This window comes from Actinoplanes sp. KI2 (assembly GCF_025630775.1).
Lineage (GTDB): Bacteria > Actinomycetota > Actinomycetes > Mycobacteriales > Micromonosporaceae > Actinoplanes.
Genome location: NZ_JAOSZE010000034.1, coordinates 66073 through 82811 on the forward strand (window position 1 = coordinate 66073; position 16739 = coordinate 82811).

General features: G+C 68.8%; 17 protein-coding genes and 2 pseudogenes. 10 read left to right on the top strand and 9 right to left on the bottom strand.

Translation table 11 applies throughout. From position 1 onward, the window contains the following. Nucleotides 1-471: 471 nt before the first annotated feature. The 5 genes and pseudogenes from ODJ79_RS32000 to ODJ79_RS32020 all read right to left on the bottom strand — a co-directional run bounded on the left by ODJ79_RS32000 (nucleotide 472) and on the right by ODJ79_RS32020 (nucleotide 3756). On the bottom strand, nucleotides 472-1143 hold the full coding sequence (locus ODJ79_RS32000) for a hypothetical protein (RefSeq protein ID WP_263027352.1): 672 nt from the start codon (nucleotides 1141-1143) through the stop codon (nucleotides 472-474). Next, nucleotides 1140-1471 (bottom strand): annotated as a pseudogene (locus ODJ79_RS32005) (M28 family peptidase); the annotation flags it as partial. The pseudogene ODJ79_RS32005 and the gene ODJ79_RS32000, both read right to left, overlap by 4 nt. Nucleotides 1472-1555: 84 nt before the next feature. Continuing rightward, a pseudogene (locus tag ODJ79_RS32010) lies at nucleotides 1556-1792 on the bottom strand (transposase); the annotation flags it as partial. 51 nt (nucleotides 1793-1843) lie between these two features. After that, nucleotides 1844-2521 (bottom strand): hypothetical protein, encoded by a 678-nt coding sequence (locus ODJ79_RS32015; RefSeq protein WP_263027353.1) that lies wholly within the window; start codon nucleotides 2519-2521, stop codon nucleotides 1844-1846. A gap of 215 nt (nucleotides 2522-2736) precedes the next feature. Further along, nucleotides 2737-3756 (bottom strand): LacI family DNA-binding transcriptional regulator, encoded by a 1020-nt coding sequence (locus ODJ79_RS32020; protein ID WP_263027354.1) that lies wholly within the window; start codon nucleotides 3754-3756, stop codon nucleotides 2737-2739. 129 nt (nucleotides 3757-3885) lie between these two features. Here ODJ79_RS32020 and ODJ79_RS32025 point away from each other — a divergent pair, with 129 nt between their 5' ends. The 5 genes from ODJ79_RS32025 to ODJ79_RS32045 are packed head-to-tail and all read left to right on the top strand — an operon-like array spanning nucleotide 3886 to nucleotide 9958. After that, nucleotides 3886-5169: an extracellular solute-binding protein gene (locus tag ODJ79_RS32025; RefSeq protein ID WP_263027355.1), complete on the top strand. Its 1284-nt coding sequence runs from the start codon at nucleotides 3886-3888 to the stop codon at nucleotides 5167-5169. Beyond that, nucleotides 5166-6689 carry an ABC transporter permease subunit gene (locus ODJ79_RS32030; RefSeq protein ID WP_263027356.1) on the top strand — a complete coding sequence of 508 codons (1524 nt, stop codon included), beginning with the start codon at nucleotides 5166-5168 and terminating at the stop codon, nucleotides 6687-6689. Before ODJ79_RS32025 ends, ODJ79_RS32030 begins: the two co-directional genes overlap by 4 nt. A gap of 1 nt (nucleotide 6690) precedes the next feature. Further along, nucleotides 6691-7542 (top strand): sugar ABC transporter permease, encoded by an 852-nt coding sequence (locus ODJ79_RS32035; protein WP_263027357.1) that lies wholly within the window; start codon nucleotides 6691-6693, stop codon nucleotides 7540-7542. Further along, a complete protein-coding gene (locus ODJ79_RS32040) occupies nucleotides 7542-9809 on the top strand; it encodes a glycoside hydrolase family 31 protein (RefSeq protein WP_263027358.1) in 2268 nt (755 codons plus the stop codon). Before ODJ79_RS32035 ends, ODJ79_RS32040 begins: the two co-directional genes overlap by 1 nt. Further along, nucleotides 9809-9958 (top strand): hypothetical protein, encoded by a 150-nt coding sequence (locus tag ODJ79_RS32045; RefSeq protein ID WP_263027359.1) that lies wholly within the window; start codon nucleotides 9809-9811, stop codon nucleotides 9956-9958. Before ODJ79_RS32040 ends, ODJ79_RS32045 begins: the two co-directional genes overlap by 1 nt. A 43-nt stretch (nucleotides 9959-10001) precedes the next feature. Here ODJ79_RS32045 and ODJ79_RS32050 read toward each other — a convergent pair whose 3' ends face one another. Together ODJ79_RS32050 and ODJ79_RS32055 are read right to left on the bottom strand one after the other, a co-directional pair. After that, a complete protein-coding gene (locus ODJ79_RS32050; RefSeq protein ID WP_263027360.1) occupies nucleotides 10002-11471 on the bottom strand; it encodes a hypothetical protein in 1470 nt (489 codons plus the stop codon). Then, nucleotides 11429-12679: a DUF4365 domain-containing protein gene (locus ODJ79_RS32055; RefSeq protein ID WP_263027361.1), complete on the bottom strand. Its 1251-nt coding sequence runs from the start codon at nucleotides 12677-12679 to the stop codon at nucleotides 11429-11431. The genes ODJ79_RS32050 and ODJ79_RS32055 overlap by 43 nt, the downstream gene beginning before the upstream one ends. A 682-nt stretch (nucleotides 12680-13361) precedes the next feature. Here ODJ79_RS32055 and ODJ79_RS32060 point away from each other — a divergent pair. Together ODJ79_RS32060 and ODJ79_RS32065 are read left to right on the top strand one after the other, a co-directional pair. Continuing rightward, on the top strand, nucleotides 13362-13787 hold the full coding sequence (locus ODJ79_RS32060) for a hypothetical protein (RefSeq protein ID WP_263027362.1): 426 nt from the start codon (nucleotides 13362-13364) through the stop codon (nucleotides 13785-13787). A 154-nt stretch (nucleotides 13788-13941) separates the two neighbouring features. Then, nucleotides 13942-14130 (top strand): hypothetical protein, encoded by a 189-nt coding sequence (locus ODJ79_RS32065; RefSeq protein WP_263027363.1) that lies wholly within the window; start codon nucleotides 13942-13944, stop codon nucleotides 14128-14130. Between the two features lie 35 nt (nucleotides 14131-14165). Here the strand turns inward: ODJ79_RS32065 and ODJ79_RS32070 are convergent, their stop codons facing one another. Further along, nucleotides 14166-14414: a hypothetical protein gene (locus ODJ79_RS32070; protein ID WP_263027364.1), complete on the bottom strand. Its 249-nt coding sequence runs from the start codon at nucleotides 14412-14414 to the stop codon at nucleotides 14166-14168. Nucleotides 14415-14623: 209 nt separating this feature from the next. On the opposite strand from ODJ79_RS32070, the gene ODJ79_RS32075 reads away from it, so the two are divergent. After that, entirely contained in the window at nucleotides 14624-15004 is a 381-nt protein-coding gene (locus tag ODJ79_RS32075; protein ID WP_263027365.1) for a VOC family protein, read from the top strand. A 309-nt stretch (nucleotides 15005-15313) separates the two neighbouring features. Here ODJ79_RS32075 and ODJ79_RS47255 read toward each other — a convergent pair whose 3' ends face one another. After that, a complete protein-coding gene (locus tag ODJ79_RS47255) occupies nucleotides 15314-15406 on the bottom strand; it encodes a hypothetical protein (RefSeq protein WP_411267390.1) in 93 nt (30 codons plus the stop codon). A 264-nt stretch (nucleotides 15407-15670) separates the two neighbouring features. Between ODJ79_RS47255 and ODJ79_RS32080 the strand changes: the two genes are divergently transcribed. Both ODJ79_RS32080 and ODJ79_RS32085 read left to right on the top strand, forming a co-directional pair. Then, nucleotides 15671-16090, top strand: a complete 420-nt coding sequence (locus tag ODJ79_RS32080; RefSeq protein WP_263027366.1) for a PH domain-containing protein — start codon at nucleotides 15671-15673, stop codon at nucleotides 16088-16090. A 297-nt stretch (nucleotides 16091-16387) separates the two neighbouring features. After that, the gene (locus tag ODJ79_RS32085; RefSeq protein WP_263027367.1) at nucleotides 16388-16708 is read left to right on the top strand and encodes a hypothetical protein; all 321 of its coding nucleotides are present in this window, start codon (nucleotides 16388-16390) and stop codon (nucleotides 16706-16708) included. Nucleotides 16709-16739 lie beyond the last annotated feature (31 nt).

Here is a 16739-nt window from a genome sequence, read left to right on the forward strand (position 1 = left end):
GGGATGCGATCGATGAGCTTAATCGTGAAGTTGTCTAACAGATAGATGCTTTAAAGATTTTTACGCTGTCGCGCGCGCAGACTGCGCAGGAAAGCGCTCGCCTGGCACGACCGCTGACCGACACGCGGACGCGCACTCGCCGCCACGCCGGGCCCGACCGGCACTCGACACCACGCCGGCCGTCCGGGCGGATCACCGCCGCGGGGGCCCTTCTCCAGCGCGGATCACCGCAAGATCGAAGCCTTCCCGTCCGCTCCTGACGCCCGCGCTTCAAGATTCGGCTTTCCCCCCGCAACCCGCTCACGGAACGTCCGCCGGCACCGGACCGTCGGGCAGACCAGCCGCGTACCCGGACGACGACCGGCGACGGCGAGGATCAGTGAGCCGAACGGCTCGCCGAGCCCGGGCAGCGTATTCGAAACCGGCGCCCGGTCAGGGCCGACGGCGCTGTCGGCCCTGACCGGACGGGGTTCAGGAGCAGCCGTGCTCCCAGTGCCAGCCGATGAACGTGTGCCGCAGGTCGACGGTGTGCCGGCAGGTCGCCGTGCCGTCCCCGGCGAGCACGACCGAGGAGTCGTGGGTGTTGGCGTACCAGGTGCCCGTGACGTCGAAGATGCCGCGGTAGGTGAAGTCGGCGTGCGCCGTGAACGTGGCCGCGGGGCAGGCGCCGGTGCAGCCCCCCGACCCGGTGGACTCGCGCACGGTCCAGCCCGCGTCCCACGGTTCCCGGTTCACGTGTGTGCTCACCCGGGAGTCCGCCGCCTGGACCAGACCGTCGCCGGTGCTCCAGGTGTGGTCCGAGTACAGCGCCGTCATCAGGATGTTGCAGCAGTCGTACATCTGCGAGAACGAGTGGAACGTGCGCGGCGCCGCCCCGGCGGCGAGGCTGCGCGCGGCGGTCCGGGCCGCCGGGACCACCTCGACCGGGCCGAGGTGGGCGGCGCAGTCGTCGCCGATCGTGACGCTCTGCCGGACCGTCGCGCCGAGGGGTGGGGCGGGCAGGTCGGCCGTGAGGCGTACCTCCGGGCACGCCGAACCGTCCCGCCCGGGGTCGGCGTGGGCCGGCGACGGAGTCAGGATCAGCGCGGCGGCGGTGGCGATCGCGGCCAGCAGGGCTCCGCGCGTGCGTACCGATCCCCTCAACGGTTCGGGGGTGTGGCGCGCGGTGCCTTCGCCGCCGACCGGCGGGCGGCCGCTCGCAGCGAGCCGTCGGGGAAGAAGCCGGTCCTGGTCATGGCCGGGGTGTAGACCGCGTGGGCCGCGGTGTCGGACAGTTCGGCCAGGGCCGCGGGATTCAGGTTGTTCGTTGTGTCGCACGCCTGGTGGTAACACGCGTCGTACGCCGCGCCCGCGGTGCCGCCGTACACTGTGGTCTGCGCCTCGGTCTCCTTGCCCTCGGCGCCGCGGAAAGCCCGCCGGCCGGGATGCCCACCGCGATGAACGGGCCGTAGTCGGAGCGGCCGTTGAAGTCCCACCGGCCCGCCACCGCGTTGCTCACCTTGGTCTGGGAAGGTGCAGGTGCCACGGTGAGGGCGTCGAGATTGCCGTAGCCGCGGCGCTGGATCAGTCGGATCTTGGCGTTGATGCCTTCGAGGCGGGAGTTGGAGAGGCCGAGTTCGACCGCGGCGACGATGGCGTCGGTGTGTTTCTCGATCCGGCGGATGAGGTTGCGGAAGGCGGGTATCCGGCTGCGTTTCGCGGCGGTGCGCCAGCGTTTGAGGTAGGAGCGGGCGTCGGCCGGCTCGCACTGCGAAGCGGGCTCTGCGCCAGTCGCGACGCTCGCCGACTGCACAGTCGCTCCGCTCGGCGTGGTGATTGCCCATTTGGGCTAGCGCCGGCGGCTTCAGGAATCGCCGTTTTCGATGCGGATGTAGCCACGCGGCAGCATCTTCAACGCCATAGCGACGCCGAGGAGGAACAACGACAGCACCCCGACCCAAATCAGGAGGGAGTCTTCCCGGCCGTTGTTGGCGAATACCGTGAACAGCACGATCGCCGAGATGAGCAGAACCGCCGACCAGGTGGCGTACCAGCGTCGGGACCGCGGTCGCGGATCCGGCGCAATGGTGGGAACTACGCCAGGGTTCTGCTCAACCCACTGCTTGGCGACCTCGATCGGAATGCCCGGTATACGCAGATCACCGGCCACCGTGCGGTACGGCGACTGTCGCGGCAGTACGCCATTGACGCGTGGGATCGACGACACGATGACAACGAGCCAGACAACGATCCAACTCCAGAAGGTCGGCGCCGAACTGTCGACGATGTCGACGGTCGTCAGGGCGACGAGCGCGGCCAGCCGAGTCAACGAGATCCAGGGTTCTACGCGCAGGTAGCGCCGGGCGAGCCGTGCGCTAGGCGGATCCAGCGGGAGCCGCAGCCGCGACCGCCGAAGGAACGGCCATCGCCCCACCGGAAGATCAACCCACTGCACATCCGTTCCGGCGGTGGTGACTGACAGCGACGGCATCTGCAAACCCGATACCAAGTGAGCAGGAACGACGAGATCCGTCCGCACCATCGATGACCTGCCTATCTACCCCCGCGAAATGATCCACAGCATAGATCAAGGCTTCGAATGCAAGCCCCAAGGTTTCCCCCGACGTCCCAGCCAACCTGGCTCGCCCTGCGTCCCGGGCCCGGAGCTGCTCCAACGCCCACACCAACCCGAGTGGTCGCACTGGCTTTCGACTCTTACTTCCCGTAGACGGTGGTGGGCGCGACCCGATTGCAGTATCAGGCCGGGGGGCCGATCGTGCCGCGGACGACGACCTCGGTCGGCAGGGTCACGTGCGACGACGAGAGCTCGCCCTGCTGCAGGATCTGCCGGACCAGCTGGCCGGCGACCAGGCCCTGCTGCGTGACCGGCTGGCGGACGGTGGTCAGGTCGAACATGTCGGCCAGGTCGTGGTCGTCGATGCCGACGATCGAGATCGTGTGCGGCACCGCCACCCCGGCGCGGCGCAGGGTGCGCAGTGCGCCGAACGCCACCTCGTCGGAGAACGCCACCACCGCGGTCGGCGGTTCAGCCAGGCTGAGCAGCTCGCTCATGCCCTCCACGCCGCCGTGGCTGCCCCAGTGGCGGTGCACCACGTACTCCGGGCGGACCTCGAGGCCAGCCTCTTCGAGCACGGTCGTGAAACCGCGCAGCCGGGCGCTGGGCGCCGCGTACTCGAGGCTCCAGGTGCCCGATGAGTTGATCATCGCGATGCGGTGGTGGCCCGCTCGGACCAACTGGGCGGTGGCCTGGCGGCCCGCATCGACGTCGTCGATGCGGACGTGCGGGTGGTCGCCGAGCGTCCCGCCGGCCATGACGACGGTGACGCCCATCAGGTCGAGGCGCCGCCGCTCCTCGTCGCTGATCGGCAGGGCCACCAGGATCAGGGCGTCCACCTGCCGCCGGGCCGGCAGCTCGACGAAGAACCGCCGCCGTTCCCGCTCCTGCTTGACCTCGTAGAGCAGCACGTCGAGGTCGGTGCCGCGCAGCCCGGTCACGATGCCGTCCAGCATGGACGCGTAGAACCAGTGCGACACGTCCGGCGTCACCACCGCGACGCGACCGCTGGAGCCGCGGGCCAGCCGGGCGGCGTCGGGGGAGACCGCGTACGAGAGATCGTCGGCCAAGCTTCTGATCTTGCGCCGGGTGTCCTCGGAGACGCCGGGCGCGCCGCTCAGCGCCCGGGACACGGTGGCGATCGAGACGCCGGCGCGCTCGGCAAGGTCCGCCATGTTCAACGCCACCGATCGCTTCGCCACGGGCCCCACTCTAAGGCAAGTAAGCGGTTACGTCATCAGCTCCCAAGCATAGACGCCAGCCATTGACATCAAGGGGCCCGTGTCTCACCCTCTTTGCGTAAGCGCTTACGTGCCTACCTAGGAGTCCTCATGAAGCTGACTCACGCGCTGGCCGCGATAACCCTCCTCGCCACCGCCGCCGCCTGCTCCGGCGGCGGGCCCGACGCTCCCAACGCGCAGAGCACGACCGCGGCCCCCGCCGCCGCGGCGTCCGGAGCGCCCGCCCGGCAGAACGCCGACCTGGTCATCTGGACGTCCGAGGCGGCGAGCCGCGCCGTCCGGCCGATCGCCGAGAAGTTCGGGCGGGACAACGGCATCACCGTTGCCGTGCAGGTGATCGCCGCCGACCTGGCCGCCAATGCGATCACGGCGAACGCCGCGGGCAACGGCCCCGACATCCTCACGCTGCCCAACGACTTCCTCGGCGGGGCGCTGCAGAACGGCACGATCAAGCCCCTGCCGCTGGGCGCCGCCGACCTCGCCGCGTACCAGAAGAGCGCGGTCGACTCGGTGAGCCGCAACGGGCAGGTCTGGGCCCTGCCGTACGGGATGGAGAATTTGGTCCTTTATCGCAACACCAAGGCCGTGGCCAAGGCGCCGGCGACGGTCGAGGAACTGGTCAGCACCGGTCAGGCCGCGGTCAAGAAGGGAACCGTGAAGCGGGCGCTCTCGCTGCCGGTCGGGCAGGACGGCGATGCGTACCACATGCACCCGTTCTTCACCTCGGCCGGCGGCTGGCTGTTCGCCATCAAACCCGACGGCCAGTACGACCCGTCGAAGGTCGGCGTCGGCTCGCCGGAGTCGGTCGCGGCCGCCCGCAAGATCGGGGCGCTCGGCGAGAAGGGCGCGAAGGTGCTGTCCCGGTCGATCGACGGCTCGAACGCGATCGCGCAGTTCACCGAGGGCAACGCCGCCTATCTGATCTCGGGCCCGTGGGCCCTCGCCGACATCCGCAAGTCCGGGGTGCCGTACGACATCACGCCGGTCCCGCCGTTCCAGGGCGGCAAGCCGGCCGCGCCGTTCCTCGGCGTGCAGGCGTTCTGGCTGCTGTCGAACGCGAAGAACCCGGCGTACGCCGAGGAGTTCGTCACCAAGACGATGAACACCCCGGACGCGATGACCGCCATGTACGAGCAGGATCCCCGGCCACCGGTACGCACCGACGCGCTGACCGCGGTGTCCGCCAAGGACGCCGACATGGCCAAGCTCGCCGCCGGCGCCAAGAACGCGACCCTGCTGCCCGACTTCCCGTTCATGAAGGGCGTGTGGCCGCCACTCGGGCAGGCATACGCCGCGATCGTCGGCGGGGCCGATCCGGCGTCCACCATGCAGCAGACCCAGAAGACCATCGAGAGCGCGGTCAAGGCGCAGTGATCGCGCTCGTCGTCCGGGTACTCTGCCTGGGTACGGGGGTGGGCACCGCCGCGGCGCTCACCCCGGGCCTGGTCGCCGGCGGGCATTACGTGGTGCTGACCGTCGCCTGGGTCGTCGTCGCGGTCCTGCTGGTCACCTATGCCACCGGTCGCGCGGTGCTGGCGAAGTATCTGGTGCCCGGCACGCTGCTGCTCCTGCTGTTCATCGTCACGCCGGTGCTCGCCACGCTGCGGCTGTCCACCACCAACTACGGCGACGGCACCCGCACCACCAAACCGGAGACCGTCGCGCGGATCCTGAGCAACTCGGTCGTCCAGGCGCCGAACTCACCGACGTACCGCCTGACCATCGGCACCACGGGCGACGTGGCCGCCGGGCCGTTCACCTTCTTCCTGGTCGACCGGGCCACCTCGGCCACCTGGTCGGGAACCGCGGAAGGGCTGCAGCCGCTGGAGCACGCGACGCTCACCGACGGGTTCGTCACCGCGGTGCCCGGCTACACCATCCTGACCCCGTCCCAGGTCAACGCCGCGGCACCGCGGCTGCGGGAATTCGCCGTGCCGACCGCCGGTGGCGCCATCCGGCAGCGCGGCCTGCGCGAGGCGTTCGAGGGGCGCGCGGTGCTGCGCTACGACAAGGCCACCGACACCATCTCCGACACGAGCACCGGCACGCGCTACACCCCGCGGCGAGAGGGCGACCGGGAGTTCTTCGTCGACGCCGACGGGACCCACCTCTCCGACCAATCGTGGCGGGCGGACGTCGGACTGGAGAACTACCGGCGGGCGTTCACCGATCCGCGGATCCTCGGCGGCTTCCTGCGGATCTTCGGCTGGACGGTGGTCTTCGCGGCCGGCTCGGTCGTGCTGACCTTCGCCGTCGGGCTGGCCCTGGCCGTCATGCTCAACGATTCCCGAGTACGCGGGCAGAAGCTCTACCGGTCGGTGCTGCTGCTGCCCTACGCGATCCCGGGTTTCATCAGCATTCTGGTCTGGTCCGGGTTCTTCAACCAGGAGTTCGGCCTGATCAACCACCTGACCGGCCTGAACGTGAACTGGCTCGGCGACCCGTTCGGGGCGAAGGCGGCGCTGCTGCTGCTCAATCTCTGGCTCGGTTTCCCGTACATGTTCCTGGTCGCCACGGGCGCCCTGCAGGCGATTCCCGGCGACCTCAGGGAGGCGGCGACCATCGACGGCGCCGGCGGGTTCACCGCCTTCCGGAAAATCACCTTTCCCTTGCTGCTGGTGGCCGTCGCGCCCATTCTGGTGGCGTCCTTCGCGTTCAACTTCAACAACTACAACGTGATCGAACTGCTCACCCACGGCGGCCCGTTCACGCCGGACAATCCCGACGCCGGCGCGACCGACATCCTGATCAGCTACACCGTGCGGCTCGCGTTCGGGGCGGGCGGCGCGCAGTTCGGGTTCGCCTCCGCCATCGCCACCCTGCTGTTCCTCATCACCGGCGTGCTGGCGGCGGCGCAGTTCCGGGCCACCCGCGGTCTCGAGGAGGTGTACTGACGTGAATCTCCGTTGGTGGCGGGAGGTCGGCTGGCGGCACGCCGGCGGCGCGCTCGCCGTCGTCTTCGCGGTCGTCCCGGTGCTCTACGTCGTCTCGGCGGCGGTCAATCCGCTGGGCACCGTGGTATCGACGGACGTCATCCCGACCCAGTTCAGCCTGGTGCATTTCCGGTCGCTCTTCGCCGACCCCGGCCGCCCGTTCCCGCGCTGGCTGTTCAACACCATGGTGGTCTGCGTCGTGGTGACCGGGGTTCAGGTGTTCTGCAGCGCGCTCGCCGCGTACGCTTTCTCCCGGTTTCGTTTTCGTGGCCGCCGCGGCGGCCTGCTCTCCCTGCTGCTGGTCCAGATGTTCCCGCAGTTTCTCGCGGTGGTGGCGCTGTTCACCATGTTCACCGACCTCGGCGAGGCGGTGCCGGGACTGGGGCTGAACACCCTCGCCGGCTACAGCCTGGTGCTGATGGGCGGCGCGCTCGCCCAGGTCTGGCTGATCAAGGGTTACCTCGACACCGTGCCGCGGCAGCTCGACGAGGCGGCCATCGTGGACGGCGCCGGCCACGCCACCGTCTTCTTCCGGATCATCCTGCCGCTGGCCCGGCCGATCCTGGCCGTCACCGGCCTGCTCGCCTTCGTCAGCGTGGTCGGCGAGTTCCTGATCGCCTCGATCTTCCTCACCGACACCCGGGTGAAGACCCTCGCCGTCGGCCTGTACGGGATCATCGAGTCGGACCGGTCGAACAACCTCGGCGTGTTCGCGGCCGGCGCGCTGATGACGGCCCTGCCGGTGGTGCTGCTCTTCCTGTATCTGCAGCGGTACATCGTCGGCGGGCTCACGGCGGGCTCGGTGAAGGACTGATGCGGCCCGCTGCCGACCCCGCGGCCGTGATCCAGGGCGACCGCTACCGGATCACCGTGCTCACCGACGGCCTGGTGCGTCTGGAGTACGGCCTGTTCGAGGACCGCGCGTCCACTTTCGCGGTCAACCGTCATCTGCCGGTGCCCGACTTCCGGGTGCTGGAGACCGACGGCCATCTCGAGGTGGTGACGTCGCGCTTCCGGCTCACGTACGACCGCGGCCCGTTCACCACCAGCGGCCTGAGCATCGCGGTGCGCGGCGGGATCAGCAACTACCACTCGGTGTGGCGCTACGGGGAGAAGCCGGAAGACCTCGGCGGCACCGCCCGCACGCTCGACGGCGCCGACGGCCCGGTCCCGCTCGAACCGGGCGTCGTCTCCCGTACGGGCTTCGCCGTGATCGACGATTCGCGATCGTTCCTGTTCGACGGCGACGGCTGGGTCAGCGCGGACCACATTCACCGCACCGACCTGTACGTGTTCGCCTACGGTCACGACTACACCGAGGCGCTCCGGGCGCTCTACGCGATCTCCGGCCCGCAGCCGGTGGTGCCGCGCTGGGCGCTCGGCAACTGGTGGAGCCGCTATCACCGGTACACCGCGGATTCCTACCTCGCCCTGCTGGACCGATTCCGCGCGGACGGCCTCCCGTTCTCGGTCGGCGTCCTGGACATCGACTGGCATCTGGTCGACGTCGATCCCGCGCACGGCAGCGGATGGACCGGCTACACCTGGAATCGCGACCTCTTCCCGGCGCCCGCCGCCTTTCTGAAACAGGTGCACGAGCGAGGGCTGCGGGTGACGCTGAACGTGCACCCGGCGGACGGTGTGCGCCCGTTCGAGGACGCCTACCCGGCGATGGCGGCCGCGCTCGGGCGCGACCTGTCGACCGGCGAGCCGATCGCCTTCGACGTCACCGACCGGGCCTTCCTCACCGCCTACTTCGAGGTGCTGCATCGCGGCCTGGAGGCGGACGGCGTCGATTTCTGGTGGCTCGACTGGCAGTCCGGCCCGCACTCGCGGATCACCGGCATCGACCCGTTGTGGATGCTCAACCACTTCCACTTTCTCGACAACGGTGAGATCACCTTCTCCCGGTACGCCGGTCCGGGCAGTCACCGCTATCCGGTGGGCTTCTCCGGCGACTCGGTCATCAGCTGGGCGTCGCTGGCGTTCCAGCCCTTCTTCACGGCGACCGCCGCCAACATCGGGTACGGCTGGTGGAGCCACGACATCGGCGGGCACTTCTTCGGCGTACGCGATGACGAGCTGGCCACCCGGTGGGTGCAGTTCGGCGTCTTCTCGCCGATCATGCGGCTGCACGCAGGCAACAACCGGTTCATCGACAAGGACCCGGCGTCCTTCCCCGGCCCGGTGCGCGAGGTGATGACGGCGTTCCTGCGGCTGCGGCACCGGCTCGTGCCGTACCTGGACGCCATGAATCGCCAGCGGGACCTTCCGCTGATCCTGCCGATGTACTACCGCGCGCCCGGCGAGGATCAGGCCTACCAGGTGCCCGGCCAGTATCAGTTCGGCACTGAGCTGGTGGTCGCCGCGATCACCTCGCCGGCCTCGGCGACGACCGGTCTCGGCCGGGTGCGGGCGTGGCTGCCGGACGGCGTCTGGGTCGACATCCTCACCGACCTGGTGTACGACGGCGGGCGCACCCTCTACCTGCACCGTGACCTGACCACCATCCCGGTGCTCGCGGCCGCCGGGGCGATCGTGCCACTGGACGGCGCGGCGGTGCCCGGCAACGACCCGGTCGACCCCGTACATCTGGAGGTGTTGGTCGTCGCCGGGGCTGACGGGTCGTTCGACATGGTCTCCGCGTCGTTGAGCTTCCACCAGGAGCGCGGGGAATTCGTGGCTTCCTCCCCGACTGCCCGGACGTGGACGGTCACCTTCCCGGCGCTCACCGACGTCGATCCGGTCGCCTTCGTGGATGGCGAGGTGGTTCCGGCCGAGATCTTCCGCTCGGCCACCCGGACGTCGGTCACCGTCCCGGACGTGCCGGCCGCGGCGACGTTACGGGTCGGCGTCGGCGCCCGTCCTCGCCTGCGCCGCAACGACGTGGACGGGCTGCTGTTCCGCCTGCTCGACCGCGCCCGGATCGAATACCGCACCAAGACCGAGGTGCTGGACATCGCCACCGCGGACCGTCCCCTTTCCGTCCGCCTCTCCCATCTGCAGGCTTTCGACTTGGAGGCCGCACTGCTCACGGCCGTCGGCGAGGTCCTGCTCGCGCAAAGCATCGAGGAGGTCTGATGCGCTCCACGCTCGCCGTCCTGCTCTCCGCCGTCCTCGCCGGTGGTTTTCCGGCCACCCATCCTCGCGGAGTTACCGGCGGCGATGGAAATCAGAACACCGGACCCCAGCGCACCGAGATCGTCTTCGCGTGTCGGAATGCCCTCTGACCAGCACGGACGTACTTGTCGGCAGGTACAGGGTCAGCTCGACCTATTCTGACCCAGATTGCCTCAGTTGCAGCAGGAGCTTCTTCGCTCCGGGCGCCCCGCTGTCGATGGCTCGATTCACCGCCGCCTCGGCCTCCGGCCGATCGGCGGTCTCGATGGCCCATTTGGCCATCGTGACCAGAGCGTGGGTGTCGCCGGCGGACGCGATCCGTTCCAGCAGTCTCTTCGCACCAGCATGGTCGCCACGTTGGTATCGCGCCTCGGCGACCCAGTGCCATCCACTGTCCTTCCAGCCCAAGTGTTCCAGACGTGCGTAAGTTGCGGCCAGATGCTCGGCGGTGGTCTGGTCACCCGCCCGCTCGTACGAGGCGGCCAGCTTGACCAGTGCGAAGACTTGCCCGACGCCGGTGAGCCGCCGGTAGAGTCGGCGAGAGGCGCGGACGCGGCCCTGCCGCTCGCGGAGCTCTGCCAGCTCGAACAGTGACCAGTGCAGGCCGCCGTTGAAGGCACGCCAGAGCAAAGCTGCACCTCGACGCTCGTGACCGGATCGCGCGAGGACATGCCCGGCCACGCGCTGGGCATTGGGATGGCTCGACTTGGCCGCGAGGTCGCAGTACCTCGAGACGAGCGCGGGGTCGTTGGCCGTCGTGGCGAGAATGACCATCTCGGTGATCGCATCGTCGAAGCCGAGTGCCATCGCGCGCCGCATCACGGCGAAGGCGCGTGGCAGGTCGGGGCCGGTGTACCGCCACGCCAGGCCGGTGAGCGCCTCCCGGTTGCCGTGCCGGAACGACTCCTCGGCGAGCTGGAGGGCTTCGTCGTGTTCGTCGCGTTCGGCGAGGTCGCGGGCCTGGTACTCCACCTCTCGCGCCCCGCCGTTGGCCAGGGCGGCCTGGTAGAGCTCGTCGGCGAGCTCGTGCCGCCCTTGGCGTGCGTGCACCGACGCCAGGCCGACGAGGGCGTGCAGGTTGGTGCCGTCATCCGCCAGGGAGTACCAGGCTTTGGCGGCGTCGTAGTCGCCCGAGTCCTCGCATCGGTGACCGAGAACCAGCTGCGACCGGGTATCACCGTTCTCCGCCGCGAGTTCGAGGTAAGGCGATGCCTCGTCGCGGCCCTCGTCCTCTTCCACCATCGCCGCGAAGGTGGCCACCCCCGCTCGGTCACCACGGACCGCCGCCTCCAACGCCAACCGCTGGGCGATCTCCCGCCGATCGCGCCGGTACGCCGCCCTGGCCATGGCCGCCGCATCCCAGCCGGCGACGTCGTCGTGCAATGCGGCCGCCCAAAATCCGTCCGGTGGGCGCTCGCCTTGGCGAGTGCGCTTGCCGTGCTGCTCCAAGTAGTCGGCGAGCCGGAAGTCGTCGCCGGCCCGCGACAACGGTCCCCGGGCGCCCTGACACAGCGGAAGTAGATAGTCCTTGAGGGCACGGTCGAACCAGTCGATCGGCAGGGTGGCGCGTTGCAGGTCGGTCAGGTAGGACTGGGCCGCGGCGGCCAAGAAACCCGCCGGCAAGACTTCACCCCAACCGAGACGGCGGGCGTCCATCGCGGCGTGCAGCACGGCTCGGGCCACCGGGTCGGCCGTTCGATACCGCTGGATCTGCGCGGGGCCGCCGGCGAGGTACTGGGTGATGTGCCCTTCCTCGGCCCGGGCCAGGGCCTCGGCGAGGCGGGCGTCGGTGACCGCGGCCTCGGCGAGCCGGCCCGACTCGACGACACCGAAGGTTCCGGAACGGGAACCAGCTTGCCCGTGATGAGGATCCGCGCGTTCGGCCGGATGTCGCTGCCGATCTCGACCTCGGCCGGGGCCAGGCGCAACCGGTACTCGTGCCAGAGCGTCCCCAGGATCAGTACGGGTGCGCAATCGGGGTTACGGAGTGTTTCCGACAACCCGGCCGCGATCGTTTCATCCCGGCGAATGTCGTCGGTGTACAGGTATCGGGGCAATTCGTTCAGCCACAGCACGGTATGCGCCCCGACCGACGGTAATCGCTCGACCAATTCGTCGGGCGACGCCGGGTGCCACAGCCGCCAATGGCTCGGCAGGCGGTGGACCTGTTCCCAGGCCGAGCGGGTCTTTCCCGTCGAGGAGTTGCCGAGCAGCAGTGCGATTCCGCTGGCGCCGGCGGCCGCCTGCTGCACTGTTTTCTCGAGATCAGCGTCGTGCTGGCGGGGAACGTACGGCGGCAGCTCGGGTAGGCCGGTGGTGTCGCCGAACGGGGTGATCGCCTTGTGGACCTCGAGGGCGAACGGGCTCCCCGCCTCGGATATCGGACGGCCGGGGCCTTCGTCCGCGCCGTACCAATAGCGGGGTTTCATCGCGCGGCGCAGGAGCTCGGCAGCAGCGGAGGCATCGAACACCTGACGGCGCTTGTCGACCGTGACCGTGCGGGAAGCCCGTCGCGCCGGATCCGCGAAGGCGGCCTGGATGTCGACCCACCAGGCCTCGTCGTCGTCCGGGTGCGACAAGACCAGGATGACGGTGGCGTTGCCGCCCAGCCAGTAGTGGAGGTCGCGTTCGCGGCAGGTGTAGCGGAAGGACGTGTCGGTCTCGCCCGGGAACGGCAGCGTGCTGGCCTTGCTCTGCACGAGCAGCGTCAGGTTGAGAGCCTCCTGGGTGACGGGATCGACGAGCTCGATGCGCCCGTCAATTCCATGATCGAGCCGGTGTGGTTCGAAGAGGAAGCCCATCGCGGTGACCCGGGTATGGATCAGCGCCACGCCGGCCTCACCGATGAGGGTTTGCCGGCTGACCTTTTTGCCTCGAGACACGACCCATCCTCACGGCTCGACGCGGAACTGACACTCCGGGCGAGTATGCCTCGCGGGTACGACAACTCCGGCGGCCGAGCGCAATGTCGGCCACGTCTGGGGTCGCCGGTAGCGCAGATCAGGTGGGCTGACGTGTGGCCAGCTTGCCATGTCGATCGGACCGTTCAAGGCTTCGGCGGTCAGCACGAGGAATCCCGGCGCCTGTGCCAATGCGGCCGCCGGCACGGGATGCTCGAGGAAAGTCAGTGGACTCGATTTCAGGTGCCGGCGTGAACGCGATGACGCGGGGAACAGCTACTGCCAGAAGCGGGGTGTCGCGGACGCAGACCGCCGCGATGTTCCCGTTCGCGTAGGCAAGGATCCCCTGATGGAACTTTGGTGACAACCTCCGAGGGCAGGTCGGTATCGGCCTCGCGGAGCTGTCGGACGGCGACGCTGGTGACGGCTTGCGGGTCGTGGACCGCGACGTCAAACAGGACATGGTCGTTGCCGGCGGGCGCCGCCACTGCTGTCGTTTGGACGGGCAGTGCCGTGGCGATGATCGGGTGGTTCTGGTGTCTGCTGCCCGACGCGGGCGTACCGGTCATGGCCTGGGCGCGGTCTGCTCCTCGGTGAGGCGAGGAGGAGCGGCATGGCAGACGCGATCGTGTTCTTCGACATCGGCGACACCCTGGCTCGGGCGCGCCTGCTCGACGGCGGCGCGCGCCTGGAGCTCGCCGTGCTTCCCGAGGTGATCGCCTCGCTGACGGCATTGCGCGACCTCGGCGTGCGGATGGGGGTCCTCTCCGACCGCGGCCCGGTCCCGGAGCCGGAGGTGCGCCGCGCGCTTGACGACGCCGGTCTGCTGATCTTCCTGGAGCCGGAGCTGCTGGTCTTCGGCCGCAAGGACAGCACGGAGATCTTCCGCACCGCGGCTGGGCTCGCCGGGCCGTGCGAGCGCGTCGTGTTCGTCGGGGAGAGCGCGGCGGAACGCGACTTCGCCTCGATGGCCGGCTTCATCGTGCTGCCCCGCCCGGCACTCGTCCCGGCCGCCCTGAAGCGGGGCACAACCACATGAGCGATGGTGAGCCAAATGCGGTCGGCAAACCCATAGGCACAAGATCGTCAGGAGGTTAAGGTCGGCGGCGTGCAGATCGTGATCTCAGCCCCGCCCGACCGCGGACTTGTCGTGGCCGCGTCACGTGCCGACAGCCTTGCTACATTGCGCGGCGATGAGTAGGCGACGGTACGTGGCCAGGGGCGTTCCCGGTGGCTACCGGATCTGGGACAACAAGGCGCGCCGATGGTGGGGCGACCTGTACGAACTGTGTCCGGACGAGCTGCTCGAGGAACTCAACGGCGCCGGTGACTACCCGAGGATCACAGCGCTGCTCCGCCGCTACCGGTCGCAGAAGCGGTAACTCGCTGCCCGCCTCTGCGGACCAGTCCCGGATGGTCAGGAGTCGCCGACGTTGAAGTGGTAGGTTCGCCCGCCCGTTCCCTGGGTGAAGCCGTCCGGCCAGAGGTCAAGCGACAGCGCGGTGTCGCCGATGATGGCCATGGCAACACCGGCCGGGTCCATAGGCAATGCGGCACCGCCAAGCGACAGTTCGTCGGGTACCCACAGGTCTACGCGACTGCCCGCCGCCTTTGCGCTTTGGCGTAGCTCGTCACACAACGCTTCGACCGACTGCGGGATGCTCATGACGCATGATCAGATCATGCGGAACACCGCAGCACCAGGCGCCCCCAGCGACCCAGCGCGTGACGTGTCGAGGGGCATTCACGTCACCGGCAGATCCGCGCGCCCGCCAAGGCCTGCGTGCTATCACACTGCATGCCGAGCGGATCGCGGCAGTTCATGCCCGTGATCTCGTTCTGGTTGGGTTGGTGATCCCGATAGGCTCACGCCCCGTGGCAAGCCGAGTGGGCGACATCATCATCGACTGCATCGATCCGGAACTCCTCGCCACCTTTTGGTGCGAGGTTCTGAACTACCGCGTTTTCGCGCGAGACGAGACCGGTGTGGCAATCCGTGGGGCGACGGTAAGCCCGGACATCCTCTTCATCCGCGTCGGCGAGCCGAAGGCGACGAAGAACCGTCTGCACTTCGATGTCTGCCCCACGGACCGCGACCAGGGCGAGGAGCTCACTCGGCTGCTTGATCTCGGCGCCAAACGGTCGAGCATCATCGGCGGCGGCTCGTGGGTGGTCCTGGCGGATCCGGAAGGCAACGAATTCTGCCTGATGTCGAAACGGATCCCTGCGGAACCAGCCCCATTCCACGACGCATAGTCGTGGCGCCGGAACGACTTCCTCCGAAGCACTGGCGCACTCTTCGGCAGATAAGTAAACGCTGTGTTGCTGATTGTTCGCTTCAACGGGCTGCGGAGTTCCCCATTCCCGCCCTCACCGTCGTGGATCTGCACCCGGTAGTGTGCCGTGCCCGGTGCGCCGTCACTTGTGCTCCGTGCTGGGCATGCGATGTATGCCAGGGAGTCGAACCCCTGCGCCTGCCCCTCGGCGCGCCAAGGAAGGAGCCGATTTACCCGCCGGCTCTCGGGGCTGTGCACGCCTCCACGTCGGCTACCTGCTCCGCGCCTTTCAATCGAACAGGTCGGTCTCCCAGTTGGTTCGCTGGATCAGCGTGTCGACCTCACGTAGCTGCCGGGCGAGGTCGTCCGCCTGGCGTCGCAGGTCGGCACCGGCAGTGCCGGGATCATCTTCAGTTCGGAGCGCAGCTGCCGAAACCCCTGCTCAGTCGGTCACCGGCCGTACGACGTCGCGCATTTTCGGCCGACGACCTGAGATCTCCGATGCTGCGGACGCAAGCAGCTGCCCCTTGCGACGCGCCGACATCGCGGAGAGTCCGGACAGCTGGCCCTGTCGGCATAGGTTCGCGTCGTAACGGTGCTCGGCGTTGCAGCTCTCCTCGCCCTGCGGCCCAGGCACCATGTTGGGGTGTTCATCCTTCGCCCGCCGCTCTGGCAACGCGTGATGCCGACGGTGGCGCTGCTCGCGTTATCCCTGATATCGGCCGGGGCAGGTGCCGACCGAGGTGGCTGGCTGTGGCCTGTGAGCTTCGCATTGGCGACCGTTGGCTTAGTGGGCGTGGGGCGGAGCTTGGCACTGCGCATCGAGGCCCGCCCGGAGGAACTGGTACTGGTCAACTGGTTCCATACGGTGCATCTGCCCTGGGCGCAGGTGGCTCGGTGCGGGTTCGACACCGATGGTCTTTGGGTGCGACGAGACGACGGCCGTGAAGTGCGTGCTTCCTGCTTCCAGCACGGGCGTGTGGCGTTCGACTTCGCCCGTGTGCCTGCCAAGACGGCGGCGGCCCGACTGGAGCAGATTCGCAAACAGCGGCGTCAACGACGCTGACCGAACGGAACAGGGATGCACTCATCTGGGCTAAAGTCGCGCACTCGCTTGTCGGCCAAGGTGTACGGACGGTCACTGCCATGCCGACCGGTGCGCGATGACAGGGGTAGGTGTGGCCCGAACGGCGAGCCTCTGGTTGGCTTGCTGGCTTTGACGGCGGTCCGCGCCATTATGGGACGATGCCGGAAGTGAACGGGCTCGACTATTCGCAATATCCCGACGTCGGTCTGCAAGTCCCCCTGCCGGAGGGGCACCTCCGCCTGGGCGTCCTCGCCGCGTCTGCTGTCCAGTCTGCGCTTGGACGGCGTGCCGGCCGCGGACGAGATCCGACAGATCGCCGCGGCACCGGTTGGTGGAGGCCCGGACAACCCCGCGGACTGCGCACCGGAGGTGGCGCACGGCGACCAGATCATCGTGCTTCTGGTGCGGTCCGCGACCGGTACCGCGGAGGTCACGATGCGCTACGCCGGTTGCGTTCAGAACGGCTTCGACGAAGGTACGACCGTTCGCACATTGACCAAGGCCAGTGTGGGTCCTCTCGTCACTGGCCCCAACCGCGTGTACGGCGGGTTCTCGGCCGGCCCAGAGAAGAACGACATGCTGGTGCCACACGACTGAGCTCGTTGTTGACGCTCGGGCTTCCGCTCCG